We start from the raw sequence: 25,874 nt of genomic DNA on the forward strand, positions 1-25,874 counted from the left end.
GGTAGGTCAGGTCCAAGCGCCCCGCGCGGTCAGCACATCCCGCAGCGTGTCTATGTGATCGGTCATGATGCCATCCACGCCGAGGTCCAACAGATCCGCCATCCGCCGCGCATCGTTCACCGTCCACACATGCACCTGCAGGCCGAGCTGGCGCGCGGCCCGGAGGAAGAGCCGGTCCACCACCCGGAGTCCCGCGTGCCGCTCCGGTACCTGTACGCACACCGCGCTGCGCCGCACCGCGGCCCCCAGCAGCCGGTCCAGCGGCAGGCTCCGCCCGTAGGAGCGCAGCCGCAGCCCCGCCACCCCACGGGTACCCAGCGACGTGGCCAGCCGGCCGCCCGCCAGCCGCTGTGCCCGGCCCACCCGGTCCTCCGAGAACGAGCCCACGCACACCCGGTCCCACGCCCCCGTACGGCGCAGCAGGTCCAGCAGCGGGCGCAGCGCCGGCTCCGCCTTCACGTCCACGTTCCAGCGCGCCTCGGGGAACTCCTCCAGCAGCTCCTCGAAGAGCGGCAGCGGCTCCCGGCCCGCCACCCTGGCCTGCCGTACGGCCCGCCAGGGCAGTGCCCCGATGCGGCCGCGGGCGTCGGTGACCCGGTCCAGGGTGGCGTCGTGGAACGCCACCAGGCGGCCGTCCGACGTGGCGTGCACATCGGTCTCCAGGTAGCGGTAGCCGCCCGCCACGGCGCGGCGGAAGGCGAGCGCGGTGTTCTCCAGGCCGTCGGCGGCGCCGCCCCGGTGCGCGAAGGCGAGCGGCGCCGGGTGGTCGAGGTACGGGTGGCGAGGGCGCGGGAGCAGTGCGGTCACGCGGGAAGTATGGCGGGCCGCCCGTACCGAGGGGGAGCGGGGCCCGGCTCAGGACCCGCAGCCCGGGGCGGTCTCCCGCGCCGTCGGCCGCTCTTCAGGTGCCGCGGGCGCCTGCTCCGGTGCGCTCTTCCCGGCGACCACCCGGGACGGTTCCTCCAGGCCCTTGATCGCGAAGATCCGCAGGAAGAACTGCGCCATCGGGCCGATGGCCAGCGCGTACACGACGGTGCCCACGCCGACCGAGCCGCCCAGTGCGAAGCCCGCCGCGAGGACCGTGACCTCGATGCACGTACGGACGAGGCGGATCGGACGGCCGGTGCGCAGGTGCAGTCCGGTCATCAGGCCGTCCCGTGGGCCGGGCCCGAAGCGCGCGGAGAGGTAGAGGCCGGTCGCCGCGCCGTTCAGGGTGACCGCGAGGGCCAGCATCGGGATACGGACGGCCGGTGCGGAGTACGCGGGCACCAGGGCCATCGTCCCGTCCATGACCAGCCCCAGGAGGATCACGTTGGAGACCGTGCCCAGTCCCACGCGCTGCCGCAGAGGGACCCACAGCAGCAGGATCAGCGCACCGGAGACGATCGTGACCGTGCCGATCGTCAGGCCCGTGTGCTCGGAGATGCCCTGGTTCAGCACGCTCCACGGCTCCAGGCCCAGCCCCGCGCGCACCATCAGGCCCATGCTGACGCCGTAGGCCGTGAGACCGGCGTACAGCTGGAGCAGCCGCCGTGGCAGATGGCGCCCTCCTGGCCCGTTTTCCGACCCCTTCGCGGACAATGTTTCCCCCTCCTGGCAGAATTGGACTGTCGGATGTCAGCCTGTTGCGGGCCGATGGCCCGGTACCAGGGCCAATTCGGGAAAGGTGGACTGGTCGAGATGGCCCAGTGGACTTCAGCGGTGGGCGCGGCCCAACTCGCCCGCCTCGTACGGTCGCAGGACGACCGCGCCGCCTCGGCGGCGGTCGGCGGCCGCCGCATCCCCGCCTACCGGGCCCTCGCCGACGGCGTCCGCCTCCTGGTGCTGGAAGGCCGCATCCCCGTGGCCGCCCGGCTGCCCGCCGAACGCGAGCTGGCCGCGGCCCTCTCGGTGAGCCGGACCACCGTCGCCGCCGCCTACGAAGCGCTGCGCGCGGAGGGCTTCCTGGAGTCCCGGCGCGGCTCGGGCAGCTGGACCTCCGTACCGGCCGGCAACCCGCTGCCCACCCGGGGCCTGGAGCCGCTGCCCCCGGAGGCGGCGGGCTCGATGATCGACCTGGGGTGCGCCGCGCTGCCCGCGCCCGAGCCCTGGCTCACCCGCGCCGTCCAGGGCGTCATGGCGGAGCTGCCGCTGCACGCCCACACGCACGGCGACTACCCGGCCGGTCTGCCCACGCTCCGCCAGGCCCTCGCCGACCGCTACACCGCCCGCGGCATCCCCACCATGCCCGAGCAGATCATGGTCACCACGGGCGCGATGGGCGCCGTAGCCGCGATCTGCCGCCTGATCACCCGCCCCGGAGAGCGGGTGGCCGTCGACTCGCCCTCGTACGCGAACATCCTGCAGCTGATGCGGGACGCCGGGGCCCGGCTCGTCCCGGTGGCGCTGGCCGAGCGGCTCGCCGGCTGGGACGTCCCGGCCTGGCGCCAGGTGATGCGGGACGCCGCGCCCCGTATGGCGTACGTCGTCGCCGACTTCCACAACCCCACCGGCTCGCTCGCCACGGAGGAGCAGCGGCGCGGACTGGTCGCCGCGGCGCGCTCGGCCGGCACGGTCCTGGTCGTCGACGAGACCATGACCGAGCTGTGTCTCGACCCCGGTGTCGAAGTGCCGCCCGCCGTCTGCTCGTTCGACCCGTCCGGCAGCTCGGTGATCACCGTGGGCTCGGCGAGCAAGGCGTTCTGGGCCGGCATGCGCATCGGCTGGGTGCGTGCGGCGCCCGACATCATCCGCAGCCTGGTCGCCGCCCGCGCCTACGCCGACCTCGGCTCCCCGGTCCTCGAACAGCTCGCGATCACCTCGCTGCTGGAGGGCGGCGGCTGGGAGGAGGCGGTCGAGATCCGGCGGGACCAGGCGCGCGAGAACCGGGACGCGATCGTCGACGCGGTCCGGCGCCACCTGCCCGACTGGGAGTTCAGCGTCCCCAGCGGCGGTCTCACCCTCTGGGCGCGTACGGGCGGCCTGTCCGGCTCGCGCATCGCGGAGGCGGGGGAGCGGCTGGGCGTACGCGTCCCGTCGGGCCCGCGCTTCGGTGTGGACGGCGCCTTCGAGGGCTTCGTGCGGCTCCCTTTCACGGTCAGCGGCGCGGTGGCCGACCAGGCCGCCTCCCGGCTGGCCGGCGCGGCGCACCTCGTGGCCACGGGGCAGTCCGTCGACTCGGACCCGGCGCACTCCTTCGTGGCCTGAGAGGCTGCGTCCGCGACCCGGCCCGGTGTCTGCGGGAATGCGGGGGAAGAGGTCCGGGCGGCCTCCGGCGGAGCGCGTCACCGGTGGCCGCCCGGAGGCGGGGTGCCCCTGAGGGCGGTCGGCTACACCGCCTCGGAGGCGGTGCCGGCGCGGTAGCCGAAGTCCGTCCCGGCGGGCGGGGACGCGGCCGCCGGGACGGAGCCGAGGGGCGTCGTACGCTCCGGCAGCAGCGCCAGGACGGCCTGCCGGTGGTACTCGCTCGTGGCGTCGTCGGACGGGTCGGGCGTGGCGGGCACTTGAAGGCGGAGGACCGGCCCCGAACCGAGCCGGGCGTAGCCGCGCCCCGGCGGTACCTGGTCGGCGGGCGTGGTCTCCGGGGCGGCGCCCAGCACGGCGCGTACGTCCTCGGGGGAGGTGGGCCCGAGCACGACGCGCGCGCGGGTGTGGGCGCGTACCGGATCGCTCAGCAGTTCCGCGCCCTCGAAGTGGTCGGCGACGGCCACCGTGACGTTCGCCGCGCGCCCGTGGCGCAGCGGGACCTGGAGGAGGCGCTGCGGGTCCTCGCGGCCCTCGGCGGCGGCGAGGTGGGTCAGCGCGGCCGGCCGGTCGAGGATGATCCACAGCGGCCGGCGGATGTCGTCGGGGACCGGCAGCCCGGCCTGCCGCGCACGGTTCGCGGCGATCAGCCGCCGCTCCGTCTCGTGGGCCGCCCACTCCAGCGTGGCGAGCGCGCCGCTGAGCCCGCACTCCACGCCGAGCACGGCGGGCCGGCCCAGCAGGAACGCGTACTCGCCGGCTCCGCTGCCGTCGATGACCAGCACGTCACCGTGGTCGATGGCCTGCAGCGCGACGGACCGCAGCAGGGTCGTGGTGCCGCTGCCGGGGCGGCCCAGAGCCAGCAGATGGGACTCGGTGGAGCGCGGACCGGTCCGCCAGACCACCGGCGGGACGTCCCGGGGCTCGGCCTCCTCGTCCGCCGCCGCCACCGGCACGGTGCGCTGGACGGCGCCCACGTCGGTGAAGCCGAGCACGGTCTCGCCCGGCGTGGTCACGAAGCGCTGGGCCGCGATGTCGGTCGGCAGCGCGGGCAGCACGGTCAGGAGGAGCTGGTTGGCCTCCTGGTCCCACGCGAAGTGGTACTCCCGGCCGCGGCCCGACTTCGCGAGCAGCACCTGCTCGATGCGGGCCCGGGACGGGGCCTCCGCGTCGGTGAAGTACACCGGGTACTTCAGGCGGAGCTGCGAGAGCCGCCCGTCCTCGTCGAACTCGTACTCGGAGAAGGCGGCGGTCCAGTCGCCGTCGTGCACGTACAGCGGGTTCGGGTCGCCCTCGAAGCTGAGGTACGGCACCAGTGCCTCGTACAGCGCGCGCAGCCGCCCGGCCTCGGCCTCGGTCGGCCCGGCGTCCGCCGGGGTCCGCTCCCGGCCCGCCCAGGCCGCCGCCGCCATCAGCGAGATGAGGGCGAGCAGCGGCCCGTACGGCACGAGGGCGAGCGATGCCAGGCCCATGGCGGTCATGCACAGCGCCGGGCCGCGGCGTTCCCGCGGCGTCGCCGACCACCGCTTCCGGCCGGCCCCGATCAGCCTGCGCAGGCCGCGGCCGATGACGAACAGCGGGTGGAACACGTCGGAGGCGCCGTCGGCCGCGGTGCGCGCGAAGTCGCGGCCGCGGGCGAGGGGAACGCGGTTGCTCAGGATGCTGGGCAGTGGACGCCGGGGCACGGAAGGTCTCCTGGAAGGTGGGTGCGGGACGGCTCGCGCCGCGGGCTCAGACGTTCAGCCCGCTGATCAGCCCGGCGAGCCGGGCGCCGCCGGCCTTGATCCCGGGGGCGATGGCGGTGCCCGCGAGGTAGAAGCCGAACAGCGCGCAGACGAGGGCGTGGGTGACCTTCAGGCCGTCCTTGCGGAAGAAGAGGAAGACGATGATGCCGAGCAGGACAACGCCGGAGACGGACAGGACCATGGGGATGCTCTCCTGGGGTCGTTGGGGACGGTCACCGTGAGTCCTTCCAGCCTCACAGTACGTATCAAGCCCAAGAAAGCCGCAAATGGGTGATTTATCATTGAAACCCCCCATTCGGGGCCTGTCGTAGCGCGGTATGGCCCGGAGTGTGCCTACAGGCGCCGTAGATGCAGTTCGCGCCCCTTGTGCGGTACCTCGGTACGCAGGATCCTGTGCGCCATGGCCGTATCGGTGCCACCGCACTGCTCGAAGTGCTGCCCGGTCGTTCCCGCCAGGCCGCAGCCGCCGTCACGTCTCCCGGTCGCCGCGTGGGTCGAGTTCGGCCTCCTCATGCTGGCCCTGGCCGCCGGCTGCGCACTCATCCTGTGGGTGGGCGACAGCCTGTTCTCCTGAGGGGGCGGGAGGGGCGGGCGGAACTCAGTGGCCCGGCTGCGGTCCCTCGGCGGGGATGTCCAGGTCCGACCACGTCACGGCCGTCCAGCCCGCGGCGGGGGAGCCCTCCAGGACGACGACCGCGGTGTTCGGCAGCGGGTGGGCGATGGCGAAGTCCGCGTCCAGGTTGCGGGCGCGCGCCGCTGACCAGGTACGGATCGCCGCGCCGTGGCTGACCACCGCGGCCGCCTCGGCGCCCGACGCGGCTATCTCCTCGATCACCGCGTCGTACCGCGCCAGCATCTCCACGCCGTTCTCGCCGCCGGGCATCCGCAGCTCCGGCTTGCCCGCCGGCCAGGAGAACGCCACGCGCTGGTACTGGTCGTTGGAGGCCGCGTCGCCGCGCATCTCCAGGTCGCCCGCGGTGATCTCGCGGATGCCGTCCCGGATCGCCACCTCCAGGCCGCGAGCCTGCGCGAGCGGCGCCGCGGTCAGCTGCGTCCGCACCAGGGTCGAGGCGTAGAGCACGTCGATCTTCTCGTCGGCCAGCCGCTCCGGGAGCGCCGCCGCCTGCTGCTCGCCCAGCTCGGTCAGGCCGGGCCCGGGGACGGTCGTGTCCAGGAGGTGGCCGACGTTGGAGGGGGTCTGACCGTGACGGATCAGCAGCAGGCGCATGGGAGAGCTCCGGTCGGGGCGCGGGCGGCGCTCCGCACGGCGGCTGCCGTACGGCGCGCCGCCCGTACGGCACGTACGTGAATGGGTTATGCACTCAATTTCAGGCTACCGGACGCCGCAGCGGGCCCGGCCCGGACGCCCGCCGCTCCGCCCTGGACGCCCGCCACCCCGGTCCGGACGCCCGCCCTCCGGTCTAGCCGCCCGTCGCGCCGTCCGTCTGTTCCCGGAGGATGTCCGCGTGACCGGCGTGCCGGGCGGTCTCCTCGATCATGTGGACGTAGATCCAACGCAGCGATATCTCGCCGATCTGCGGATGCGGAACGACGTGTTCCAGAGGGAAGGCCGCGGCTGCTTCACGGGACCGTGCGCACGCCGCGTCGTACTCCGCCAGCAACGCGTCCAAGGACTCCTCGGGGGTCACCTCCCAGCCGCCCGTGTGCCCGTCCTGCGCCGGCACCTCGTCGTCGGCCAGCAGCGCGGGGAACCAGGACCGCTCGACCAGTGTCAGGTGCTTGACCAGCCCGGCGAGGGTGGTCTCCGAGGGCACGAGCCGGCGCCGCGCCGCCTCGTCGGCCAGCCCGTGCACCTTCTCCCTGAGCGTCGAGCGGTGGAAGTCCAGGAACGCCTCCAGGACCTCGCGCTCGCCGCCCGTACGGACGAGCAGCGGAGCGGGCAGGGGGGCGGTGTTCATGCGCGGTGTATCAGCCATCCCGTGATTCTCGCGCACATCGCGCGCCGGAGCGGGGGAGGACGCGGGGAGCGAGTACTGCCGCGCGGGCGCCGCGGGCGGTATAGGAAACCCGAAGGCACCAGAACAGCGGGGGCGCGCGACGGCGCGCGGAGGGAACGGGGGCGGGGTGGCGAGAGTACCCACGGGTGAGCGGCCGGCCGGGAGCAGACGGATGCCGGACGGGAGACGGGCGGCGGCCGGCGCCCGGATGCGGCCGCTGGCGGGGCTGCTGGCGGCGGCCGCCGTGTCGCAGACCGGAACCCGCGTGTCGGCCATCGCGCTGCCCTGGTTCGTCCTGGTCACCACCGGCAGCGCGGCCCAGACCGGCCTGGTCGCGTTCTGCGAGATGGCGCCGTACGTCCTGATCAAGGCGCTGACCGGGCCGCTGGTCGACCGGGCCGGAGCACGGGTGATCTCGTGGACGACGGACGTGGCCAGCGCCGCGGGCGTCGCGGCGGTACCGGCGCTGCACGCACTCGGACTGCTGGACTTCTGGCTGCTGCTCGTCATGGTCGCGGTGATCGGCGGCGCGCGCGGCCCCGGCGACCTGGCCAAAGAGGTCATGATCCCGGAGGCCGCCGCACTGTCGGCGGTCCCCATCGAGCGGGCCACCGGCCTCCTCGGCGTCGTCGAACGGCTCGCCTCCACGGTGGGCCCCGGCGCGGGCGGCGTCCTGGTCGCCGTGCTCGGGCCGCTGGCCGGACTGCTCGTCAACGCGGCGACGTTCGCGCTCGGCTCGGTGATCGTCGCCCTGGCGCTGCCGCGCGGGATGGGCGGCGCCGACGACGGTACGGGCACCGACCCGACGGCCCCCGGAGCCGTGGCCGGCGGGCCCGGTCCGGGCTACTGGCAGCGGTTCGCCGAGGGCCCCGCCTATCTGCGCGGCCAGCCGCTGCTGCTCATCATCATCTGCACCGTCGGCTTCACCAACTTCCTCGACGCGGCCCGCAATTCCGTGCTGCTGCCGATCTGGGCGAAGGAGACCGGGTACGGGCCGTCCGCGATCGGCCTGATGACGGCCGCGACGGGGCTCACGGCGGTGGCCGGCAGCCTGGTCGCCGCGGTCGTGGCGCACCGGCTCCGCCGCCGCCTGGTCTTCTTCACCGGCTTCCTGCTCGCGGGCGCGCCCCGCTTCGTGATCCTGGCCGTGGACGTACCGGTGTGGGCGGTGGTGGCCGTGTACGCGCTCTCCGGCTTCGGGTCCGGCTTCCTCAACCCGATCCTGGGCGCGGTCGTCTGGGAACGGATTCCGCGCCGGCTGCTCGGCCGGGTGGGTGCGCTCGGCGACTCGCTGGCCTGGGCCGGCATCCCGCTCGGCGCTCTGGTGGCCGGTGCGGCGGTGGGCTGCGCCGGGCTGGTACCGGTCCTGGCGGTGGGCGGCGCGGCGTACTTCCTCGCCACCAACCTGGCGGGGCTGCGCCCCGAGTGGCACGAGATGGACCGGGAGCGGGAGGGCGCGCCGGACGAGGAGCGGCCGGGCACCACGGACCCGGAGCCGGCGGCGCCGCCCGTGCAGCCGCCCGTGCAGCCGCCCGCGCCGCGCCGCGGCCGGATGGAGAAGGCGTAGCCGAGGGAGCAGGCATAGCCGGCGGACGGCCGGGAATGCGGGCGCCGGAGGCCCCGGCGCGCTGGACGGCGCGGGCAGCGCGCAGCCGTTACGTTCGGGGCAGCAGGCACGCCTCCCGCGCAACCGAAGGAACCGGAGGACCGACATGGCGAAGATCCTTTTCGTGCTGACCGGCGCCGACCACTGGACGCTGGCCGACGGCACCCGGCACCCCACCGGCTTCTGGGGCGAAGAGGTGGTGGCTCCGTACCAGGTCTTCACCGAGGCCGGGCACGAGGTCGTGGTCGCCACGCCCGGCGGTGTGCTGCCGACGCTGGACCCGGCCAGCCTCGCGCCGGAGGCGAACGGGGGCCAGGCGGGCGCGGACGCGGTCGCCGCCGCGCTCCAGTCGATGGACCCGCTGCGCAGCCCGGTCAAGCTGGAGCAGATCGACGTGGCGGGCTACGCGGCCGTCTTCTACCCCGGCGGGCACGGCCCGATGGAGGACCTCGCGGCCGATGAGGACTCGGGCCGGGTGCTGACCGAGGCGCTGGCGTCGGGCCGGCCGCTGGGCATCGTCTGTCACGGCCCGGCGGCGCTGCTCGCCACGCGCGGCGCCGACGGGACCTCGCCGTTCGCCGGGTACCGCCTCACCGCCTTCACCAACGCCGAGGAAGCGCAGGCCGGGTTCGCCGACAAGGCGCCGTGGCTGCTCCAGGACCGGCTGGTGGAGCTGGGGACGGACTTCCGCGAGGGCGAGCCGTGGGCGCCGCACGTCATCGCCGACCGGAACCTCTACACCGGCCAGAACCCCGCCTCCTCGGCCCCGCTCGCCACCGAGATGGCCAAGGCCCTGGGCTGATTCCGGGCCTTTCCCGGCATAGCCGGAATGAATGCCTCCGCTCCGACGCTGTGCATGGACGATCGCACGCGACACCTTGAACGAAACGAGCACCGCATGACCGGCTCACCAGCCACCCTTGCCGAAGCGCCCGCCGCAGCCACCGCTGACGCCGCCGCCGAGGCCCCCGCCGACCTCGTCGCCCGGCTGCGTGCCACCTTCCGCGGCGGCCGCACCCGCTCCCTGGAGTGGCGCGCGCAGCAGCTCTGGAAGCTCCGTACGCTGCTCACCGAACACCGCGCCGACCTCGCCGCAGCGCTCCACGCCGACCTGGGCAAGAGCGAGGCCGAGGCGTTCGCCGCCGAGGTGGACTTCCCGATCCGCGAGATCGACCACACCCTGGAACACCTGGAGGAGTGGCTGAGGCCCGCGCCGGTCGCCCTGTCCGCCGAAGGCTTCCCGGCCGGCAGCACGGCGGGCACCCGGTACGACCCGCTGGGCGTCGTGCTGGTCATCGCCCCCTGGAACTACCCGGCCCAGCTGCTGCTGGTCCCCGTCGCGGGCGCGCTCGCGGCGGGCAACACCGTCGTCGCCAAGCCCAGCGAGCTCGCCCCGGCCACCTCGGCGCTGCTGGCCCGGCTGCTGCCGGAGTACCTCGACAACGACGCGGTCGCCGTGGTCGAGGGCGGCGTACCGGAGACCACCGAACTGCTCGCCCAGCGCTTCGACCACATCTTCTACACCGGCAACGGCACGGTCGGCCGGATCGTGATGCGTGCCGCCGCCGAGCACCTCACGCCCGTCACGCTCGAACTGGGCGGCAAGTCCCCGGCGTTCGTCGACCGGGACGCCGACGTGACGCGCACGGCGCAGCGGCTGGCCCGCGCCAAGTTCCAGAACGCAGGCCAGACCTGTGTCGCGCCCGACTACGTGCTGACCGACCCGGAGACCTCCAAGGCCCTCCAGGCCGCGCTCGCCGAGGCCGTCGAGGAGCTGTACGGCACCGACCCGGCGGCCTCGCCCGCGTACGGCCGGATCATCAACCACCGTCACTTCGACCGGCTCACCGGCCTGCTCGACTCCGGCCGGACCGTCACCGGCGGCGGCCACGACCGGGAACAGAAGTACATCGCGCCGACGGTACTGGCCGACGTCACCCCTGACTCCCCGGTCATGCAGGAGGAGATCTTCGGCCCGGTGCTGCCGATCGTCGAGGTCGCCGATCTGGACGAGGCCATCGCGTTCATCAACGACCGCGACAAGCCGCTGGCGCTCTACGGTTTCACCGAGAACGAGACCACCCGCCGCCGGCTGGCCACGGAAACCTCCTCCGGCGGGCTCGGCTTCGGTATGCCCATGGCCCACCTCCGCGTCCCCGACCTGCCCTTCGGCGGGGTCGGCGAGAGCGGCATGGGCGCCTACCACGGCCCGCACTCCATCGCCACGTTCAGCCACCGCAAGGCCGTGCTGGACGTCCCGCTGGGCTGAGAGCCCGTCACCGGCCGCGCGCCCACTCCCGTTCCGCGACCTCGCGGAAGCCGTGGGGCGGGCGGCCGGTGAGGCGCTGGACGGCATCGGTGGTACGGTCCTCGGCGCCCCGGGCGACGGCGCGGTCCAGGCCGGCCAGCAGCGCGGCGAACTCCGGCGGCACGTGTGCCGCGAGGTGAGCGCACAGTTGGTCGTGGCTCAGCCGGCGGTGGACCACGGGCCGCCCGCTGACCTCGGTCATGATCGTGGCGATGTCGTCGTAACTGAGCGCTTCCGGTCCGGTGAGGATCAGGTCGGTATCAGGTGCGCGGTGATCGGTGAGGGCGCGCACGGCGACGGCGGCGATGTCGTCGGCGTCGACGAAGCCGACCCGGCCGTCCCCGGCGGCGGTGAAAAGGGTGCCGTGCTCCCGGATGCTGTCGGCGTGGGCGTGCGCGCCGGTGAAGTTCTGCATGAACCAGGAGGGCCGCAGCACCGCCCACTCGTCGAACAGGCCGGGCAGCGCCTGGTGCACGGCTCCCACCGCCGGACCGCCCTCGGGGATGGCCGAGGAGCTGAGCAGCACGGCGCGGCGGACACCGGCGGCGCGGGCCTGCCGGAGGAAGGGCAGCACGACCGCTGCCGGGCCGGCGTCGCCCACGGGCGGTACGAGGTAGAGACGGTCGGCACCGTCGAGCGCCGCGGCGTGCGTGGCCGGGTCGTACCAGTCGAAGCGGACCGGCTCCGCGCCCGCGACCGGGGTGCCGCGTCGGCTCGCGGCCTTGACGCGGTGGCCGGCGGCGGCCAGTCGCGCGGCGGTACGGCTGCCGGTGGTGCCGGTGGCGCCGATGACCAGGGTGGTGCCGGTGGTGGTCATCGGGTGCTCCCCGCGAAGTCGGCGCCGGGCTCCAGCACGGCGAGCGGATTCCAGTAGTCGCGGTAGGAGCTGATGCGTCCCTCCCGGACGGTGACGACGGCGATGTACGTCATGTCGAAGGGCTTGCCGGTCTTCACCAGGCGGCCCACGCCGCGCATCTCGACCACGATGGTCTCCGGGTCCTCGGTCCGGTGGATCCGCAGGTCGGGGAAGTCGTGCAGGTCGATGTGGCCGGGGTAGTGGCGCATGTAGGCGGCGACGGCCTCCTTGCCCTCCAGGCGCCGGGGCCACCCCTCGGGCGCGAAGGGGAACTCCATGACGCCGTCCTCGGCCCACAGGCCGGTCCAGGCGGCGATGTCCTTGTCGAGCAGCAGGCGCAGGCTGTGGCGGTACAGCTCCGCCGGTGACATGTGTGCGGACATGGGTGTCCTCTCGTCCCGAAGATCTCCTAGAATGCGGACCCGGGGTCCGGTTATGAAAGATACGGACCCGTGGTCCGCTTTGTAAAGGAGGAGCCGCGTGCCGGAACGCAAGCCCCGCAAGGACGCAGCCCGCAACAGGGCCGCCGTCCTCGCGGCCGCCGACACCCTCTTCACCCGCTGCGCAAGCCCCGACGACGTCACCATGGCCGACATCGCGGCAGCGGCCGGCGTCGGCAAGGGCACGCTCTTCCGCGCCTTCGGCGACCGCGTCGGCCTCATCCGGGCGCTCTACGCGGCACGGCTCCAACCCGTCGAGGAAGCCGTCGAAACGGGCCCGCCGCCACTCGGCCCCGAGACCCCGCCGCTGCGGCGCGTCCCCGCCCTGCTCGACGCGCTCCTCTGCTTCAAGCTCGACAACCGCCACCTCGCGCTGGCCCTGGAAGGGACCGGCAGCGACAGCCCGTACCAGGCGGAGCACTACGAGCGCTGGCACACCCTGCTGCGGGCCACGCTGGACCGGCTTCCCGGCCGCCCCGACAGCGACTTCACCGCCCACGCCCTCCTCGCCGCCACCCGCGCCGACCTCGTCGAGCACCTGGCCGGCAAGGAGGCCGTGCCGCGCGACACCCTGCGGGCACAGCTGGCGGGCTTCACCGCCACGGTGCTCGGCACCTCCGCACCGGGGGATCCGGCCTGAGGCGCGGCGGAGTTACGGTGACCGGCATGGTCAGTGACACGAGTGTGCTGCCGGGCGGTGTCGTGCTGCGGCCGGCCGCGGAGGACGACGCCGAAGCGCTGCTCGCGGCGTACCTGCACAACCGTGAGCACCTGCGCCCCTGGGACCCGCGTCGGGGCGAGGACTTCTACACCGTCGAGGGCCAACGCGACCGGCTGAGGGAACAGTTGGCGGAGCAGGAAACCGGCCGGACGGCGCTGTGGGTGCTGACGGACGGCCCCCGGATCGTCGGCGTGATCACCCTGTCCGGCATCCGTCACGGCCCGTCCTGCAGCGGGAAGCTCGGCTACTGGATCGACGTCGACCACGCCGGGAAGGGGCTGGCGAGCGCGGCCGTCGAGGCGGTCGCCCGGTACGCCGACGAGCAGGCCGGGCTGCACCGCCTCGAAGCGGGCACGCTGCTGCACAACACCGGCTCGCAGCGCGTCCTGGAGAAGTGCGGCTTCGAGCCCTACGGGGTCGCGCCGCGGTACCTCCACATCAACGGCGAGTGGCAGGACGTCCGGCTCTTCCAGCGGATCCTGAACGACCGCCCACCCGCCGCGCCTTGACCGCCGGGGCCCGGATCAGCGGCGCAGCCGCACCCGGTAGGAGTACTGCTCGGGCAGGAAGTAGCTGATGGCCAGCTCGACGCGGCGGCCTTCGGACGTCGTGTAGAGCCGGTCGATGCGCAGCAGCGGGTGGTGCGGCTCGCACGCCAGTTCCTCGGCGACGGCGGCCGGGGCCGATGCCACCGTGATGGACTGCTCGGCCTCCGTGATCGGCGACTCCAGCCGGTCGTCCAGCAGCCCGATGATGGTGAACGTACTGCGCGCGCCGGTCTCGGTGAGCTGGTCCACATCGGTCAGCGTCTCGCCGACGTCCGGCGGCAGCCACACCGTGGTGTGGCAGAACGGCACGTCGTCGTGGAACCGCCGGAAGGCGAGGGTGTGCACCATGTCGCTGTCCAGCCGCAGCCGCCCGGCCGCGTCGATGTCCACCCGCCGCCGCAGCGGGCTGGACAGCTGCATGGTGGTGTCCAGGGACAGGCCCATCAGATCGTCGACCGAACCGAACCTGCGGAGGTAGCGGCCGTCACGCGGCGCGGCGAACGTGCCGCGCCCGGGCACCCGGTACACCAGGCCCTCGGCGACCAGGTCGTGGAAGGCGCGGCGCACCGTCTGCCGGCTGACCTGGTACGTCTCGGCCAGCTCCGCCTCGGTCGGCAGCCGCACCCCCTTGGGGTACCGGTCGCCCGCGAGGTCCGTGCGCAGGTCGTCCGCCAGCTGCTGGTAAGCGGTCCGCGCACGGGCCGGCTTGTTGGCCATCACATCCTCGTCGCCGTCGGTACAAGCAGGGAACGGCCAGCTTATCGGCCGCGGAACACCCAGGTCACCTGTGGGACGGCCCGGCGGCCGGACCGCGGGCGGAACGCCGGGCCGCCCCGCGTGCCGGTGGGCCGGGCGTCCGCGGGCCGCCGCCGTACTCAGCCGCGGTCCGCCGCCAGTATGCGCCGGGCCCGCTCCAGTACGGGCCGGTCCACCATCCGCCCGTCGACCACCGCGACCGGCCCCTCCGCCGCCAGTACCCGGTGCGCCCACTCCCGCTCGGCCGCCGACGGAGTGAACCCTTCGTGCACGGCGCCGAGTTGACGCGGATGGATGCAGAGCTTGCCGCCGAAGCCCAGCCGGCGGGCGTACGCCACGTCCGAGGCCGGCGGCCCGTCGGCCGCGAGACCGGTGGTGACACCGTCGAGCGGCGGCGCGAGCCCGGCCGCCGCCGAGGCGCAGACCAGCCGCGAGCGCGCGTACGCCAGGGCCGGCCGGTCGTCGGGGTCCACCCCGAGCTGCGCCGCGAGGTCGATGCTGCCGAAGGCGGCCCGTACGACGCCCGGGACGCGGCACAGCGCGGCGGCGTTCTCCACCCCGGCCGCGGTCTCCACCAGCGCGAGCAGCGGACCGCCGCCCGTCCGGGCGGCGGCCGACTCCAGTGCGGCCGGGTCCTCGGCCTTGGGCAGCATCACGGGTGCGCCGTGCGCGGCGGCCATCGCGAGGTCGGCCGCGTACCACTCGGTGCCCGGAGCATTGATCCGTACCACCGCCCGGGCGCCGCCCGCGAGCCATTCGGCCACGGCGTCCCGCGCGGCGTCCTTGGCGTCCGGCGCGACGGCGTCCTCCAGGTCCACGACCACCCCGTCGGCGCCCGCCGCTGCCGCCTTGGCGTAGCGGTCGGAGCGGTGGCCGGGGACGAAGAGCAGGCTGCGGGCGGCGGCGAGGGTACGCGTGTACGAAGGGGCGCCGGCGGCGGTCATGCGAACGTCACCTCCGCCGTGGCGTGCTCCGCGGCACGCGGCCCCGCGACCCACAGCCGCACGCCCGCCTCGCCGTCCGCCTCGTACGGCGTGCCGCAGGACAACAGCCGCTCGCCGCAGAACGCGGGCTGCCGGAGCCGGTAGGAGAGGGTGCGCACGGTGCGTCCGGGCGCGTGGCGGCGGACCAGCTCCAGCATCTGGAGCACCAGCAGCGGGCCGTGGACGACCAGGCCCGGATAGCCCTCGACGCCGGTGACGTAGGGCTCGTCGTAGTGGATGCGATGCGCGTTGGCGGTCAGCGCGCTGACGCGGAAGAGGACGGCGGGGTCGGTGCTCCACGGCAGCTGCCACGGCGCGTCGCTGTGCGGCTCGGCGCCGGCGTCGAGGGTGATCCGGTCCGGTACGGGCGCGCCGCCGCCGCTGCGGTAGACGATGTCCTGTTCCTCCGTCACCCGTACGTCACCGTCCTGGCGGAACTCGCTGCGGGCGGTGACGAACAGCAGCCCGCCGGTGCGGCCCTTCTTGGCCGCCACCTCGACCACCCTGCTGGTCTGCTCGGCCGGCCGGCCGACGGTCAGCGGGGTACGGACCTCCAGGCGGCCGCCCGCGAACATCCGGCGCCGCTCGGGCAGCGGGGGCAGGAAGTGGCCGTCGCGCAGGTGCCCGTCCGGGCCCAGCTCGCTCCGGCGGGGCCAGGTCAAGAAGTGCAGCCAGTGCCACAGCGGCGGCAGCGGCTGTCCGGCGGTGGCCACCGGTTCCGGCAGGTCCAGTACCGCGGAGAGCGCGGCGACCGGCGCGGGGTCGAGGACGTCGGTGGTGCTGGTGCCGGCCGGGCGCCAGGTGCGGGCGGTCTCTTCCAGGACGCGGAAGTCGGCGGCCGGGGTGTCGGCGGGGGCGCCGGTCATGGGGGCTCCTGTCGTGCGGGGCGGGGACGGGATCGGTACTGGCCTACCTCCAAAGGCCCGGAAACGGGCGGCCATTCAGCGCGGTCATGTACGGAATATTTACGCACAAAGAGACTCGGCGTGCGGCGTCGGCATTCTGTGGTCCGGCACACGGTGGCGTCAAGACCCGTGGCTGCTGCGTCGATCGGATGAGGAGGCACCGTTGACACCGCGATTATTTGGCCGTACAAATCCTCGGCAGAGGAGTCGCCGACCGTACGGCCGGCGGACGCCGCACCACGGAGGGGACCGCATGACCGCCGCCCGAGCCCTCGCCCGGTGGGCACACGACCACCGGGCAGACCCCGACGACCGCGCGCTCGCCGACCGTGCGCTGGCCGACACCGTCGCCGTCGCCCTGGCCGCCCGCACCCACCCGCTCCGCCCGGTCGCCGCGCCGCTCCCGGACGCGGCCCGCTGGGCGGCCATGGCACACGTGCTGGACTTCGACGACCTGCACATCGGGAGCACCACGCACCTCTCCGTCGTCACCGTCCCGGCCGTACTCGCCGCCGGCGGCGGAGCGCGCGCCTACCTCGCGGGCGCCGGCGTCATGGCCCGGCTCGGCGCCATGCTCGGCTGGGACCACTACGCGGCCGGCTGGCACGCGACCTGCACCGCCGGCGCCCCGGCCGCCGCCGTCGCGGCAGGCGTCGCCCTCGGCCTGGACCCCGGCCGGCTCGCCACCGCCATGGCGCTCGCGGTCCCCGCGGCCGGCGGCGTCCAGGAGGCCTTCGGCACCCACAGCAAGTCCCTCCAGGCCGGCTTCGCCGCGGACGCCGGGGTACGCGCCGCCCGGCTCGCCCAGGCCGGCGCCACCGCCGACCCCCGCGCCCTGGACGCCTGGCTGGAGCGCGTCGGCGGCACCCCCGCCACCGACTTCCCCGCGGCCCCCGCCGTCCCCGGCGGCCTGGCGATCAAGATGTTCCCCTGCTGCTACGCCATGCAGCGGCCGATCGCCGCGCTGCGCGAGGTCCGCGACCGGGTGCACGGCGCACTCACCGGCGTCACCGTCACCACCCCCGCCGGCACCGTCCACCCGCTGATCCACGACCGGCCCGCCACCGGCCTGGAGGGCAAGTTCTCCCTGCCGTACGCGGTCGCCACCGCCCTCCTCGACGACTATCCCGGCTTCGGCAGCTTCACCGACGAGGCGGTCGGCCGCCCCGCCGCGCAGCAGCTCATGGGCCAGGTCACCGTCGACCGGCGGCCCGGCGGGACCACCACCCTCCTCGACGGCGAGGTCGCCCTCCGGCTCGACTTCGCCGACGGCACGGCCGTCCACGCCGAGCTGGCCCTGCCGCCCGGTTCCCCGCAGCGCCCGCCCTCCGACGCCGAGCTGCGCGACAAGTTCGCCGCCTGCGGCCCCGACGTACCGGACCTGCTCGCCGGCCTCACCTGGGAGCGCGCGGCGGAGCTGATGCGTACCGCCTTCCCCGCCGCCACCAGCCCCACCACCCCCGCCGAGAAGGAGGCCTGATGCCGCACCAGCAGCTCCCCCTCGAAGGCATCACCGTCGTCAGCGTCGAGCAGGCGGTGGCGGCCCCCTTCGCCACCCGCCAGCTCGCCGACCTCGGCGCCCGCGTCATCAAGATAGAACGGCCCGGTGACGGCGACTTCGCCCGCCGCTACGACACCACCGTGCACGGCCATTCCAGCTATTTCGTCTGGCTGAACCGCGCCAAGGAATCCCTCACGCTCGACCTCAAGGCCGAGCGGGGCCGGGAGATCCTGCATGAACTCCTCGCCGGAGCCGACGTGTTCGTCCAGAACCTCGCGCCCGGCGCCGCGGCGCGCCTCGGCCTCGGCACCGACGCGCTCACCGCCCGCTACCCGCAGCTGATCCCCTGCACCGTCTCCGGGTACGGCACCACCGGACCGTGGGCCGACCGCAAGGCGTACGACCTGCTCGTCCAGTGCCAGACCGGCCTGGTCTCGCTCACCGGCAGCGCCGACGAGGCCGCCCGGGTCGGGGTCTCCGTCGCCGACATCTCCGCCGGCATGTACGCCTACAGCGGCATCCTCGCCGCTCTCTTCGCCCGCGCCACCACCGGGACCGCGCGTCCCGTGGAGGTCTCCCTCTTCGAAGCGCTCTCGGAGTGGATGAGCCAGCCCGCGTACTACACCCGGCACAGCGGCAGCCAGCCGCCGCGCGTGGGCACCCAGCACGCCACCATCGCCCCGTACGGCGCCTACACCGCGGCCGACGGCAAGGACGTGCTCTTCTCCATCCAGAACGAACGCGAATGGGCCGCGCTCTGCGCCGGCTTCCTCGGCCGGCCCGAGCTGACCGAGGACCCCCGGTTCGCCACCGGACCGGCACGCGTCGCCCACCGCGGCGAGCTCGACGCCGTCGTCGCCGAACGCTTCGCCCGCTCCGACGCGGCCGACATCATGAAGGCCCTGGACGAGCTCGGGATCGCCAACGCCGGGGTCAACTCGGTGGCGGAGTTCCTGGCCCACCCGGTCCTCGAAGGCCGGGACCGCTGGCGCGAGGTCGCCGTCCCCGGCGCCACCGTGCAGGCTCTCCTGCCACCCGCCGACCTCGCCGGACTCACCGCCCGCATGGGCCCCGTACCGGACGTCGGCGAACACACCGACGCGATCCTCACCGCACTCGGCCGCACCCCCGACGACCTCGCCGCCCTCCGCGCCGACTCCGTCATCTGACCCCCGGACTCACCGAAGGAACCAGGATCCCGCATGAGCACACTGGACACCCTCCCCGAGGACGAGCGCTTCGTGGTCGAGACCGTCCACGACTTCGTGACCAAGGACGTCAAGCCCGTCGTGCAGGAGCTGGAGCACGCCAACACCTACCCCGAAGCGCTCATCGGGAAGATGAAGGAGCTCGGCATCTACGGGCTCGCCGTCCCCGAGGAGTACGGCGGCACCCAGGTCTCCACCCCCTGCTACGTCCTGGTCACCGAGGAGCTGGCGCGCGGCTGGATGAGCCTGGCCGGCGCGATGGGCGGCCACACCGTCGTCGCCAAACTGCTGCTGCACTTCGGCACCGAGGAGCAGAAGCGGCGCTACCTGCCGAAGATGGCGACCGGCGAGATCCGCGCCACCATGGCCCTCACCGAACCGGGCGGCGGCTCCGACCTCCAGGCCATGCGCACCACAGCCCGCAAGGACGACCAGGGCTACCTCGTCAACGGCACCAAGACCTGGATCACCAACTCCCGCCGCTCCCAGCTGATCGCCCTGCTCTGCAAGACCGACCCGGACGCCACCCCGGCCCACCGCGGCATCTCCATTCTCCTCGTCGAACACGGGCCGGGCCTCACCGTCTCCCGCGACCTGCCCAAGCTCGGCTACAAGGGCGTGGAGAGCTGCGAGCTGTCCTTCGAGGACCACCGGGCGGCCCCCGACGCCGTGCTCGGCGGCACCGAGGGCAAGGGCTTCGCCCAGATGATGAAGGGCCTGGAGACCGGCCGCCTCCAGGTCGCGGCGCGGGCGTTGGGCGTCGGCCGGGCCGCGCTGGAGGACTCCCTCGCGTACGCCCAGCAGCGCGAGTCCTTCGGCAAGCCCATCTGGCAGCACCAGTCCGTCGGCAACCACCTCGCCGACATGGCCACCAAGCTCACCGCGGCCCGCCAGCTCACCCTGCACGCGGCCCGCGAGGCGGACGCCGGGCGCCGGGTCGACATGGAGGCCGGCATGGCCAAGCTCTTCGCCTCCGAGGCCGCCATGGAGATCGCCCTCGACGCGGTGCGCATCCACGGCGGTTACGGCTACTCGACCGAGTACGACGTCGAACGCTACTTCCGCGACGCGCCGCTGATGATCGTCGGCGAGGGCACCAACGAGATCCAGCGCAACGTCATCGCCGCCCAGCTCGTCAAGCGGGGCGGACCGGACTGATCAGCGCGCTTCGCGCCGGCTCTCCAGCGCTTCCAGTTCGGTGAGCGACTCGGTCAGCCACTGGACCCAGAAGGTCTCCTGGGCGATGCCGGCGCGCAGGACGAGATGCTGGAGCCGGTCCGCCTCCGCCGTCTTCTCCGGCGGGAAGTCGCGCGCCTCGATCTCGTGGTACTCCGCCAACTGCTGCTCGTGCAGCGCGAGATGGCGGCGGAACTCCGCCGTCAGACCGGTCGCGCCGACGACCGCGGCGGCCCGCAGCCGCAGCAGCAGCGGGTCGCGCATGGCCCGTGGCTCCTGCCGCTCGGCGACCCACTCGGTGAGCGCCTGGCGGCCGGCCGGCAGCACCTCGTACTCCCGCTTCTGGCCGCGCGCGGGCTGGGCCCGCGGGAGGGCGTGGATCAGCCCGCCCTCCTCCAGCTTCCGCAGCTCGCGGTAGATCTGCTGGTGGGTCGCTGACCAGAAGTAGCGGATGGACCGGTCGAACCGCCGCGTCAGCTCCAGCCCCGACGACGGCTTTTCCAGCAGGGCCGTGAGGATCGCGTGCGGGAGGGACATGGCGGCCTTCCAGGGTGCGGGCGGTGCGCTGCGCGGGGTGCGGTACCGGCGGAGGTGCCCCACCACCGGTACCCGCATCCTAGGCCGCGGTCAGATGTCGGCGGCCAGCCGCGTGCCCTGGAGGATGGCGCGCTTGGCGTCCAGCTCCGCGGCCACGTCGGCGCCGCCGATGACGTGCGCGGTGTGTCCGGCCGCCACCAGCGCGTCGTACAGCTCGCGGCGCGGCTCCTGGCCGGCGCAGAGCACGATCGTGTCGGCCGCGAGGACGGTCTTCTCGCCGCCGACGGTGAGGTGCAGCCCCTCGTCGTCGATCCGCTCGTAGGTGGCGCCCGCCGTCATCGTCACGCCGCGGTGCCGCAGCTCCGTACGGTGGATCCAGCCCGTCGTCCTGCCCAGGCCCGCGCCGACCTTGCTGGTCTTGCGCTGGACGAGGTGGACCGTGCGGGCAGCGGGCGTACGGACCGGGGCCTTGAGTCCGCCGCGCTCCTCGTACGCGGTGTCCACGCCCCACTGCGCGAAGAACGCCGCCGGGTCCAGGCTCGCCTGCTCGCCGCCGTCGGTCAGGAACTCCGCCACGTCGAAGCCGATGCCGCCGGCGCCGACGACCGCCACGGTCCGCCCGGCCTCGACCCGGCCGGTGAGCACGTCGAGGTAGCTGACCACGCTGGGGTGGCCGATGCCGGGGATGTCCGGGGTGCGCGGCGTGACACCGGCCGCGACCACGATCTCGTCGTACCCGCCCGCGCCCAGGTCCTCGGCGGTCACGGCCGCGCCCAGCCGCACGTCGACCTTCAGCTCTGCCAGCCGCGTACGGAAGTACCGCAGCGTCTCGTCGAATTCCTCCTTGCCCGGGATGCGGCGGGCGACGTTCAGCTGCCCGCCGATCTCGTCGGCGGCGTCGAACAGCGTCACGCCGTGCCCGCGCTCGGCCGCCGACACCGCGAACGCCAGGCCCGCCGGGCCCGCGCCGACCACGGCCAGCTCCTTGCGGCGCCGGGTGGGGGACAGGCTCAGCTCGGTCTCGTGGCAGGCCCGCGGGTTCACCAGGCAGGAGGTGATCTGCCCGGAGAAGATGTGGTCCAGGCAGGCCTGGTTGCAGCCGATGCAGGTGTTGATCGCGTCCGCGCGGCCCTCCCGGGCCTTGGCGACGAAGTCCGGGTCGGCGAGGAACGGGCGGGCCATCGAGACCATGTCGGCCCGGCCCTCGGCGAGCAGCCGCTCCGCGACCTCCGGGGTGTTGATGCGGTTGGTGGTGACCAGCGGTACGGACACCGCGCCCATGACCTTCTGGGTGACCCAGGAGAAGGCGCCGCGCGGGACGGACGTGGCGATGGTCGGGATGCGGGCCTCGTGCCAGCCGATGCCGGTGTTGATGATCGTGGCGCCGGCCGCCTCGACCTCCTTGGCGAGCTGGACGACCTCGTCGTACGTCGAGCCGCCGGGCACCAGGTCGAGCATCGACAGCCGGTAGATCAGGATGAAGTCCGGTCCGACGCGCTCGCGGGTGCGCCGCACGATCTCGACGGGGAAGCGGATGCGGTTCTCGTAGGAGCCGCCCCAGCGGTCGGTGCGCCGGTTGGTCGGCGCGGCGATGAACTCGTTGATGAGGTAGCCCTCCGAGCCCATGATCTCCACGCCGTCGTACCCGGCCTGCCGCGCGAGCTCGGCAGCGCGTACGTAGTCCTCGACGGTCTGCTCGACCTCGTCGTCGGTGAGGGCGCGTGGGGTGAAGGGATTGATGGGTGCCTGGAGCGCGCTGGGCGCCACCAGGTCCTCGCTGAACGCGTACCGCCCGGTGTGCAGGATCTGCATCGCGATCTTCCCGCCCTCGCGGTGCACCGCCTCGGTCACCTGCGCGTGCTGCGCGGCCTCCGCCTCGGTGGTGAGCTTGGCGCCGCCGTCCATGGTGCGGCCCTGCTCGTTGGGGGAGACGCCGCCGGTGACGATGAGGCCGACGCCGCCGCGGGCCCGCTCGGCGTAGAACGCCGCCATCCTCTCGAACCCGCCCGGTGCCTCCTCCAGGCCGACGTGCATCGAGCCCATCAGGACTCGGTTGGGCAGGGTGGTGAACCCCAGGTCGAGCGGGCTCAGCAGGTGGGGGTACGGGCTCATCCGGTGTCTCCTCGCGCGCACAGTGCCGTCGAGCATCGTTTCTAGACCAGCGGAGCCGGTTGTGCAACATGTTGCATAATGAGGCGTCGGTCACCCCGGAGAGACCGCACCCACTGCGGTGACCGAGAAAAACCGGTTGCCGCGGCGCACACCGGTACCGGCATGATGAGCCCGCCGACCGAAGCCAGGCCGGACCGGACCAACGGACAGGAGCATGCGATGCGCCGATTCCTCGACACGACCCAGCGCCCCTGTCGGACGGTCATCGAGGGATTCGGCACCCATGCGTACTCAGCACACCCCGCACACCCCCAGCGCCATCCGGCGCACCCTGAACATCGGCATCCTCGCGCACGTCGACGCGGGTAAGACCAGCCTCACCGAGCGGCTGCTCTACGACACCGGCGCCATCGGCCGGCTCGGCAGCGTCGACGACGGCACCACCCGCACCGACACCGGCACCGTCGAACGGCAGCGCGGCATCACCGTCCGCTCCGCCGTCGTCTCCTTCACCGTCGGCGCCACCCAGGTCAACGTCATCGACACCCCCGGGCACGCCGACTTCGTCGCCGAGGTGGAGCGCGCCCTCGCCGTGCTCGACGGCGCCGTCCTGGTCCTCTCCGCCGTCGAAGGAGTCCAGGCGCACACCCGTGTCCTGATGCGCACCCTGCGCGAGATGCGGCTGCCCACCCTCCTCTTCGTCAACAAGACCGACCGGGCCGGCGCCCGCTGTGAGAGCCTGCTCGCCGACGTCCGCCGCAAGCTGACCCCGTACCCGGTGCCCATGACGGCGGTACACGGCATCGGCACACGCGCCGCCCGCACGGTTCCGTGCTCGCTCGACGACCCGGACTTCCGCACCCGGGTGGCCGAGACGCTCGCCGAGACCGACGACGCACTGCTGGCCCGGGTCGTGGACGGGCCGTACCCGTCGCCCGACGAGCTGCGCAGCGCGCTGGCCGACCGCACCGCCCAGGGGCTCGCGCACCCCGTGTACTTCGGATCGGCGCTGAGCGGCCAGGGCATCGCGGCGCTCATCGACGGCATCACCGGCCTGCTGCCGCCCGCCGCCGCACCGCGAACGGCCGCGCCACAGGCCCCGCGGGGCACGGTCTTCGCCGTCGAACGCTCCCCCTCCGGACCCAAGAGCGCCTTCGTACGGCTGTACTCCGGCGAGCTGGCGGCGCGGCAACGCGTGACCCTTCACCGCCGGGAGCCGGACGGCACCCCGTACACGTACACCGGCCGGATCACCGCACTGGAGGTGGTCGGCGCGGCGGACGGCACCGGCCACCGGCTGACCCCGGGCAACATCGCGAAGGTCAGGGGAGTGGCCGGCATCCGGGTCGGCGACAGCCTCGGCACCCCGGACGGCGACGCACACCGGTCACACTTCCCGGCCCCCACCCTCCGTACCGTCGTCCGGCCCCGCGACCCGGACCCCGGCGCGGCGGCCCGGCTGCACACCGCCCTGCAGCGGCTGGCCGAGCAGGACCCGCTCATCCACGCCGCCGCCGAACCGGACGGCACCACCTCCGTACTGCTCCACGGCGAGATGCAGAAGGAGATCATCGCGGCCGCGCTGGCGGACGAGTACGGCATCGACGCCGTCTTCGAGCCGAGCCGGGTGGTGTGCCGCGAACGGCCCGTCGGAACGGGCGAGGCCGTCGAGGAGCTGGGCCACCGCGCCCCGGCCCCCAGCGGCTTCTGGGCCACCGTCGGGCTGCGTGTCGACCCCGCGCCGCACGGCACCGGCGCCGTGTTCCGGTACGAGACCGAACTCGGCGCCCTGCCGCGCGCGTTCCACTGTGCCGTCGAGGAGTCCGTGTACGCCGCGCTGCGCCACGGCCCGTACGGCTGGGCGGTCACCGACTGCACCGTCACCCTCACCCGCTCGGGCTTCGTCGGCCCGGTCAGCACGGCCGCCGACTTCCGCGGGCTGACGCCACTGGTACTGGCCCGCGCACTGGAACGAGCCGGTACGCGGGTTCACGAGCCGTACCACGCCTTCGAGGCGGACGTGCCGGCGGACGCGCTGCCCGCCGTCACCGCCTGCCTGACGGCGCTCGGCGCCGACATCACGGAGACGGCCCCCGACAGCGCGGCCGCCTGGCTGGTCAGGGGCGCGATCCCGGCCCGCAGCCGGCACACCGTCGAACGCCGGCTGCCGGGCCTGACGCACGGCGAGGGCGGTTGGTGGACCCGCCCCTGCGGAGACCGCCCGATGAAGACCCCGGAGACGGCCCCGCAAGCCGCCCCCGACCACTAGGACGCGGGCCGGAGCTGGATCTTCCGGCCGGTGCCCCGCCGGAAGGTCTCCAGTGCCGCGCCGAACTCGTCCAGGCCGTAGGAGTGCGTGATCATCGTGTCGGCGTCCAGCGCCCCCTTGCCCATCAGCTCCACGGCACGCCCGAAGCTGTGCACCACCGCCATGGACCCGACCACGGTGATCTCGTCGTGGTAGATGCGGAACGGCGAGATCTTCGCCATGGCGTCCGAGGGCGCCACACCGAACTGCTGGAACGTACCGCCGCGCCGCACCCGCGTGAGCGCGTCCTCGATCACCGGCACCACGCCCGTGCAGTCGATGACGATCTCCCAGCCCTGCGGCCGGTCCAGCGCATCGGCCCCGGTGGCCACCGCATCGGCCCCCAGCTGCTCCGCCACCTTCAGCCGCTCGGTGTTGATGTCCACGACCGACACCGAAGCGGCCCCGGCCCGCCGCGCGAGCTGCAGCATCATCAGGCCCATCGTGCCCGCGCCGTAGAGGAGATAGTGCGCGCCCAGGTCCCGCGGCAGGACGTCGAAGCCGTGCACCGCGCAGGACAGCGGCTCGATCAAGGTGCCCTGCGCGAGGTCCACGCTCTCCGGCAGGCGGTAGCAGTTGGCCGCCGGCACCTTGACGTACTGGGCCATCGCACCGTCCACGGTGTCCCCGATCGCACCCCAGCGCTCGCAGAGGTTGCCCCGGCCGATGCTGCAGAAGTGACAGGAGCCGCAGAACAACGAGGGGTCGACCGCGACCCGGTCACCCTCGCGCACCCCGTTCACCTCCGCGCCGAGCGCCACCACCTCCCCGGTGAACTCGTGTCCGGGAACGATCGGGTACGGCGTCGGCGCGAACTCGCCCTCCACGATGTGCAGATCGGTACCGCAGATGCCGACGGCGGCCACCTCGACGACGACCTCGCCGGGGCCCGGCGCCGGATCGGCGACCGTCTCGACGGAGAAGGAACCGGGGGTCTGGATGACGACGGCACGCATGGTGAACTGCCTCTCAGGAAGGGGACGT

The 25,874-nt window shown here is 73.8% G+C and carries 25 protein-coding genes; 11 read left to right on the top strand and 14 right to left on the bottom strand.

What is annotated here, in order from left to right; all coding sequences use genetic code 11:
* Window positions 1–6: 6 nt before the first annotated feature.
* Both AAC944_RS33800 and yczE read right to left on the bottom strand, forming a co-directional pair.
* The gene (locus tag AAC944_RS33800) at window positions 7–807 is read right to left on the bottom strand and encodes a glycerophosphodiester phosphodiesterase family protein (RefSeq protein ID WP_030608583.1); all 801 of its coding nucleotides are present in this window, start codon (window positions 805–807) and stop codon (window positions 7–9) included.
* Window positions 808–855: 48 nt separating this feature from the next.
* Window positions 856–1,581, bottom strand: coding sequence for a membrane protein YczE (gene yczE / locus AAC944_RS33805; protein WP_051871401.1), 726 nt, complete (start codon window positions 1,579–1,581; stop codon window positions 856–858).
* A 99-nt stretch (window positions 1,582–1,680) separates the two neighbouring features.
* On the opposite strand from yczE, the gene AAC944_RS33810 reads away from it, so the two are divergent.
* Window positions 1,681–3,186 carry an SCO1417 family PLP biosynthesis transcription factor gene (locus tag AAC944_RS33810; RefSeq protein ID WP_030608579.1) on the top strand — a complete coding sequence of 502 codons (1,506 nt, stop codon included), beginning with the start codon at window positions 1,681–1,683 and terminating at the stop codon, window positions 3,184–3,186.
* 122 nt (window positions 3,187–3,308) lie between these two features.
* Here AAC944_RS33810 and AAC944_RS33815 read toward each other — a convergent pair whose 3' ends face one another.
* Both AAC944_RS33815 and AAC944_RS33820 read right to left on the bottom strand, forming a co-directional pair.
* A complete protein-coding gene (locus AAC944_RS33815) occupies window positions 3,309–4,907 on the bottom strand; it encodes an ATP-binding protein (protein WP_368396647.1) in 1,599 nt (532 codons plus the stop codon).
* A gap of 46 nt (window positions 4,908–4,953) precedes the next feature.
* On the bottom strand, window positions 4,954–5,148 hold the full coding sequence (locus AAC944_RS33820) for a hypothetical protein (protein WP_030608576.1): 195 nt from the start codon (window positions 5,146–5,148) through the stop codon (window positions 4,954–4,956).
* Between the two features lie 219 nt (window positions 5,149–5,367).
* Between AAC944_RS33820 and AAC944_RS33825 the strand changes: the two genes are divergently transcribed.
* Complete coding sequence (locus tag AAC944_RS33825) at window positions 5,368–5,541, top strand: hypothetical protein (RefSeq protein ID WP_196942782.1); 174 nt, start codon at window positions 5,368–5,370, stop codon at window positions 5,539–5,541.
* Window positions 5,542–5,565: 24 nt separating this feature from the next.
* Here AAC944_RS33825 and AAC944_RS33830 read toward each other — a convergent pair whose 3' ends face one another.
* Both AAC944_RS33830 and AAC944_RS33835 read right to left on the bottom strand, forming a co-directional pair.
* The gene (locus AAC944_RS33830) at window positions 5,566–6,195 is read right to left on the bottom strand and encodes a histidine phosphatase family protein (protein ID WP_030608575.1); all 630 of its coding nucleotides are present in this window, start codon (window positions 6,193–6,195) and stop codon (window positions 5,566–5,568) included.
* 193 nt (window positions 6,196–6,388) lie between these two features.
* Entirely contained in the window at window positions 6,389–6,886 is a 498-nt protein-coding gene (locus tag AAC944_RS33835) for a DinB family protein (protein ID WP_030608573.1), read from the bottom strand.
* A 211-nt stretch (window positions 6,887–7,097) separates the two neighbouring features.
* On the opposite strand from AAC944_RS33835, the gene AAC944_RS33840 reads away from it, so the two are divergent.
* The 3 genes from AAC944_RS33840 (at window position 7,098) to AAC944_RS33850 (ending at window position 10,800) form a co-directional block, all read left to right on the top strand.
* A complete protein-coding gene (locus AAC944_RS33840) occupies window positions 7,098–8,492 on the top strand; it encodes an MFS transporter (protein ID WP_078888306.1) in 1,395 nt (464 codons plus the stop codon).
* 145 nt (window positions 8,493–8,637) lie between these two features.
* Window positions 8,638–9,333 (top strand): type 1 glutamine amidotransferase domain-containing protein, encoded by a 696-nt coding sequence (locus AAC944_RS33845; protein WP_030608569.1) that lies wholly within the window; start codon window positions 8,638–8,640, stop codon window positions 9,331–9,333.
* A 96-nt stretch (window positions 9,334–9,429) separates the two neighbouring features.
* The gene (locus AAC944_RS33850; RefSeq protein ID WP_051871399.1) at window positions 9,430–10,800 is read left to right on the top strand and encodes an aldehyde dehydrogenase family protein; all 1,371 of its coding nucleotides are present in this window, start codon (window positions 9,430–9,432) and stop codon (window positions 10,798–10,800) included.
* Window positions 10,801–10,807: 7 nt separating this feature from the next.
* Here the strand turns inward: AAC944_RS33850 and AAC944_RS33855 are convergent, their stop codons facing one another.
* Both AAC944_RS33855 and AAC944_RS33860 read right to left on the bottom strand, forming a co-directional pair.
* A complete protein-coding gene (locus AAC944_RS33855) occupies window positions 10,808–11,656 on the bottom strand; it encodes an NAD(P)H-binding protein (protein WP_030608564.1) in 849 nt (282 codons plus the stop codon).
* Entirely contained in the window at window positions 11,653–12,078 is a 426-nt protein-coding gene (locus AAC944_RS33860; RefSeq protein WP_030608562.1) for a nuclear transport factor 2 family protein, read from the bottom strand. The genes AAC944_RS33855 and AAC944_RS33860 overlap by 4 nt, the downstream gene beginning before the upstream one ends.
* Window positions 12,079–12,175: 97 nt before the next feature.
* Between AAC944_RS33860 and AAC944_RS33865 the strand changes: the two genes are divergently transcribed.
* Together AAC944_RS33865 and AAC944_RS33870 are read left to right on the top strand one after the other, a co-directional pair.
* Window positions 12,176–12,775 (top strand): TetR/AcrR family transcriptional regulator, encoded by a 600-nt coding sequence (locus AAC944_RS33865; RefSeq protein WP_030608560.1) that lies wholly within the window; start codon window positions 12,176–12,178, stop codon window positions 12,773–12,775.
* 26 nt (window positions 12,776–12,801) lie between these two features.
* Window positions 12,802–13,365, top strand: coding sequence for a GNAT family N-acetyltransferase (locus AAC944_RS33870; RefSeq protein ID WP_030608558.1), 564 nt, complete (start codon window positions 12,802–12,804; stop codon window positions 13,363–13,365).
* 15 nt (window positions 13,366–13,380) lie between these two features.
* Here AAC944_RS33870 and AAC944_RS33875 read toward each other — a convergent pair whose 3' ends face one another.
* The 3 genes from AAC944_RS33875 to AAC944_RS33885 all read right to left on the bottom strand — a co-directional run bounded on the left by AAC944_RS33875 (window position 13,381) and on the right by AAC944_RS33885 (window position 16,009).
* Complete coding sequence (locus tag AAC944_RS33875) at window positions 13,381–14,121, bottom strand: GntR family transcriptional regulator (RefSeq protein WP_030608556.1); 741 nt, start codon at window positions 14,119–14,121, stop codon at window positions 13,381–13,383.
* Between the two features lie 158 nt (window positions 14,122–14,279).
* Window positions 14,280–15,104, bottom strand: coding sequence for an HpcH/HpaI aldolase/citrate lyase family protein (locus AAC944_RS33880; protein ID WP_030608554.1), 825 nt, complete (start codon window positions 15,102–15,104; stop codon window positions 14,280–14,282).
* Entirely contained in the window at window positions 15,101–16,009 is a 909-nt protein-coding gene (locus AAC944_RS33885) for an HTD2 family dehydratase (RefSeq protein WP_030608551.1), read from the bottom strand. Before AAC944_RS33885 ends, AAC944_RS33880 begins: the two co-directional genes overlap by 4 nt.
* A 292-nt stretch (window positions 16,010–16,301) precedes the next feature.
* On the opposite strand from AAC944_RS33885, the gene AAC944_RS33890 reads away from it, so the two are divergent.
* From AAC944_RS33890 to AAC944_RS33900, 3 genes are read left to right on the top strand one after another with little or no spacing between them, the layout of a single operon-like run.
* Entirely contained in the window at window positions 16,302–17,528 is a 1,227-nt protein-coding gene (locus AAC944_RS33890; RefSeq protein WP_051871398.1) for an MmgE/PrpD family protein, read from the top strand.
* The gene (locus tag AAC944_RS33895) at window positions 17,528–18,718 is read left to right on the top strand and encodes a CaiB/BaiF CoA transferase family protein (protein WP_030608544.1); all 1,191 of its coding nucleotides are present in this window, start codon (window positions 17,528–17,530) and stop codon (window positions 18,716–18,718) included. The genes AAC944_RS33890 and AAC944_RS33895 overlap by 1 nt, the downstream gene beginning before the upstream one ends.
* Before the next feature lie 33 nt (window positions 18,719–18,751).
* Window positions 18,752–19,915, top strand: a complete 1,164-nt coding sequence (locus AAC944_RS33900) for an acyl-CoA dehydrogenase family protein (protein ID WP_030608541.1) — start codon at window positions 18,752–18,754, stop codon at window positions 19,913–19,915.
* On the opposite strand, the gene AAC944_RS33905 is transcribed toward AAC944_RS33900, so the two are convergent.
* Both AAC944_RS33905 and AAC944_RS33910 read right to left on the bottom strand, forming a co-directional pair.
* Entirely contained in the window at window positions 19,916–20,470 is a 555-nt protein-coding gene (locus tag AAC944_RS33905; protein WP_030608539.1) for a PadR family transcriptional regulator, read from the bottom strand. It lies immediately after the preceding gene.
* Between the two features lie 90 nt (window positions 20,471–20,560).
* Window positions 20,561–22,582: an oxidoreductase gene (locus AAC944_RS33910; RefSeq protein ID WP_030608536.1), complete on the bottom strand. Its 2,022-nt coding sequence runs from the start codon at window positions 22,580–22,582 to the stop codon at window positions 20,561–20,563.
* 283 nt (window positions 22,583–22,865) lie between these two features.
* On the opposite strand from AAC944_RS33910, the gene otr(A) reads away from it, so the two are divergent.
* The gene (otr(A), locus tag AAC944_RS33915) at window positions 22,866–24,851 is read left to right on the top strand and encodes a tetracycline resistance ribosomal protection protein Otr(A) (protein WP_037771319.1); all 1,986 of its coding nucleotides are present in this window, start codon (window positions 22,866–22,868) and stop codon (window positions 24,849–24,851) included.
* Here the strand turns inward: otr(A) and AAC944_RS33920 are convergent.
* On the bottom strand, window positions 24,848–25,846 hold the full coding sequence (locus tag AAC944_RS33920) for a zinc-dependent alcohol dehydrogenase family protein (protein ID WP_030608530.1): 999 nt from the start codon (window positions 25,844–25,846) through the stop codon (window positions 24,848–24,850). The two genes, otr(A) and AAC944_RS33920, sit on opposite strands and share 4 nt — an antisense overlap.
* Between the last annotated feature and the right edge of the window lie 28 nt (window positions 25,847–25,874).

It is taken from the genome of Streptomyces sclerotialus (assembly GCF_040907265.1).
In the GTDB taxonomy this organism is placed as follows: Bacteria; Actinomycetota; Actinomycetes; order Streptomycetales; family Streptomycetaceae; genus Streptomyces; species Streptomyces sclerotialus.

Coding starts and splice junctions, on each gene's coding strand:
- AAC944_RS33810 (WP_030608579.1), top strand. CDS start 1,681: ATGGCCCAGTGGACTTCAGCGGTGGGCGCGGCCCAACTCGCCCGCCTC.
- AAC944_RS33820 (WP_030608576.1), bottom strand. CDS start 5,148: ATGGTCCTGTCCGTCTCCGGCGTTGTCCTGCTCGGCATCATCGTCTTC.
- AAC944_RS33825 (WP_196942782.1), top strand. CDS start 5,368: ATGGCCGTATCGGTGCCACCGCACTGCTCGAAGTGCTGCCCGGTCGTT.
- AAC944_RS33830 (WP_030608575.1), bottom strand. CDS start 6,195: ATGCGCCTGCTGCTGATCCGTCACGGTCAGACCCCCTCCAACGTCGGC.
- AAC944_RS33835 (WP_030608573.1), bottom strand. CDS start 6,886: ATGAACACCGCCCCCCTGCCCGCTCCGCTGCTCGTCCGTACGGGCGGC.
- AAC944_RS33840 (WP_078888306.1), top strand. CDS start 7,098: ATGCCGGACGGGAGACGGGCGGCGGCCGGCGCCCGGATGCGGCCGCTG.
- AAC944_RS33845 (WP_030608569.1), top strand. CDS start 8,638: ATGGCGAAGATCCTTTTCGTGCTGACCGGCGCCGACCACTGGACGCTG.
- AAC944_RS33850 (WP_051871399.1), top strand. CDS start 9,430: ATGACCGGCTCACCAGCCACCCTTGCCGAAGCGCCCGCCGCAGCCACC.
- AAC944_RS33855 (WP_030608564.1), bottom strand. CDS start 11,656: ATGACCACCACCGGCACCACCCTGGTCATCGGCGCCACCGGCACCACC.
- AAC944_RS33860 (WP_030608562.1), bottom strand. CDS start 12,078: ATGTCCGCACACATGTCACCGGCGGAGCTGTACCGCCACAGCCTGCGC.
- AAC944_RS33870 (WP_030608558.1), top strand. CDS start 12,802: ATGGTCAGTGACACGAGTGTGCTGCCGGGCGGTGTCGTGCTGCGGCCG.
- AAC944_RS33875 (WP_030608556.1), bottom strand. CDS start 14,121: ATGGCCAACAAGCCGGCCCGTGCGCGGACCGCTTACCAGCAGCTGGCG.
- AAC944_RS33880 (WP_030608554.1), bottom strand. CDS start 15,104: ATGACCGCCGCCGGCGCCCCTTCGTACACGCGTACCCTCGCCGCCGCC.
- AAC944_RS33885 (WP_030608551.1), bottom strand. CDS start 16,009: ATGACCGGCGCCCCCGCCGACACCCCGGCCGCCGACTTCCGCGTCCTG.
- AAC944_RS33890 (WP_051871398.1), top strand. CDS start 16,302: ATGACCGCCGCCCGAGCCCTCGCCCGGTGGGCACACGACCACCGGGCA.
- AAC944_RS33895 (WP_030608544.1), top strand. CDS start 17,528: ATGCCGCACCAGCAGCTCCCCCTCGAAGGCATCACCGTCGTCAGCGTC.
- AAC944_RS33900 (WP_030608541.1), top strand. CDS start 18,752: ATGAGCACACTGGACACCCTCCCCGAGGACGAGCGCTTCGTGGTCGAG.
- AAC944_RS33905 (WP_030608539.1), bottom strand. CDS start 20,470: ATGTCCCTCCCGCACGCGATCCTCACGGCCCTGCTGGAAAAGCCGTCG.
- AAC944_RS33910 (WP_030608536.1), bottom strand. CDS start 22,582: ATGAGCCCGTACCCCCACCTGCTGAGCCCGCTCGACCTGGGGTTCACC.
- AAC944_RS33920 (WP_030608530.1), bottom strand. CDS start 25,846: ATGCGTGCCGTCGTCATCCAGACCCCCGGTTCCTTCTCCGTCGAGACG.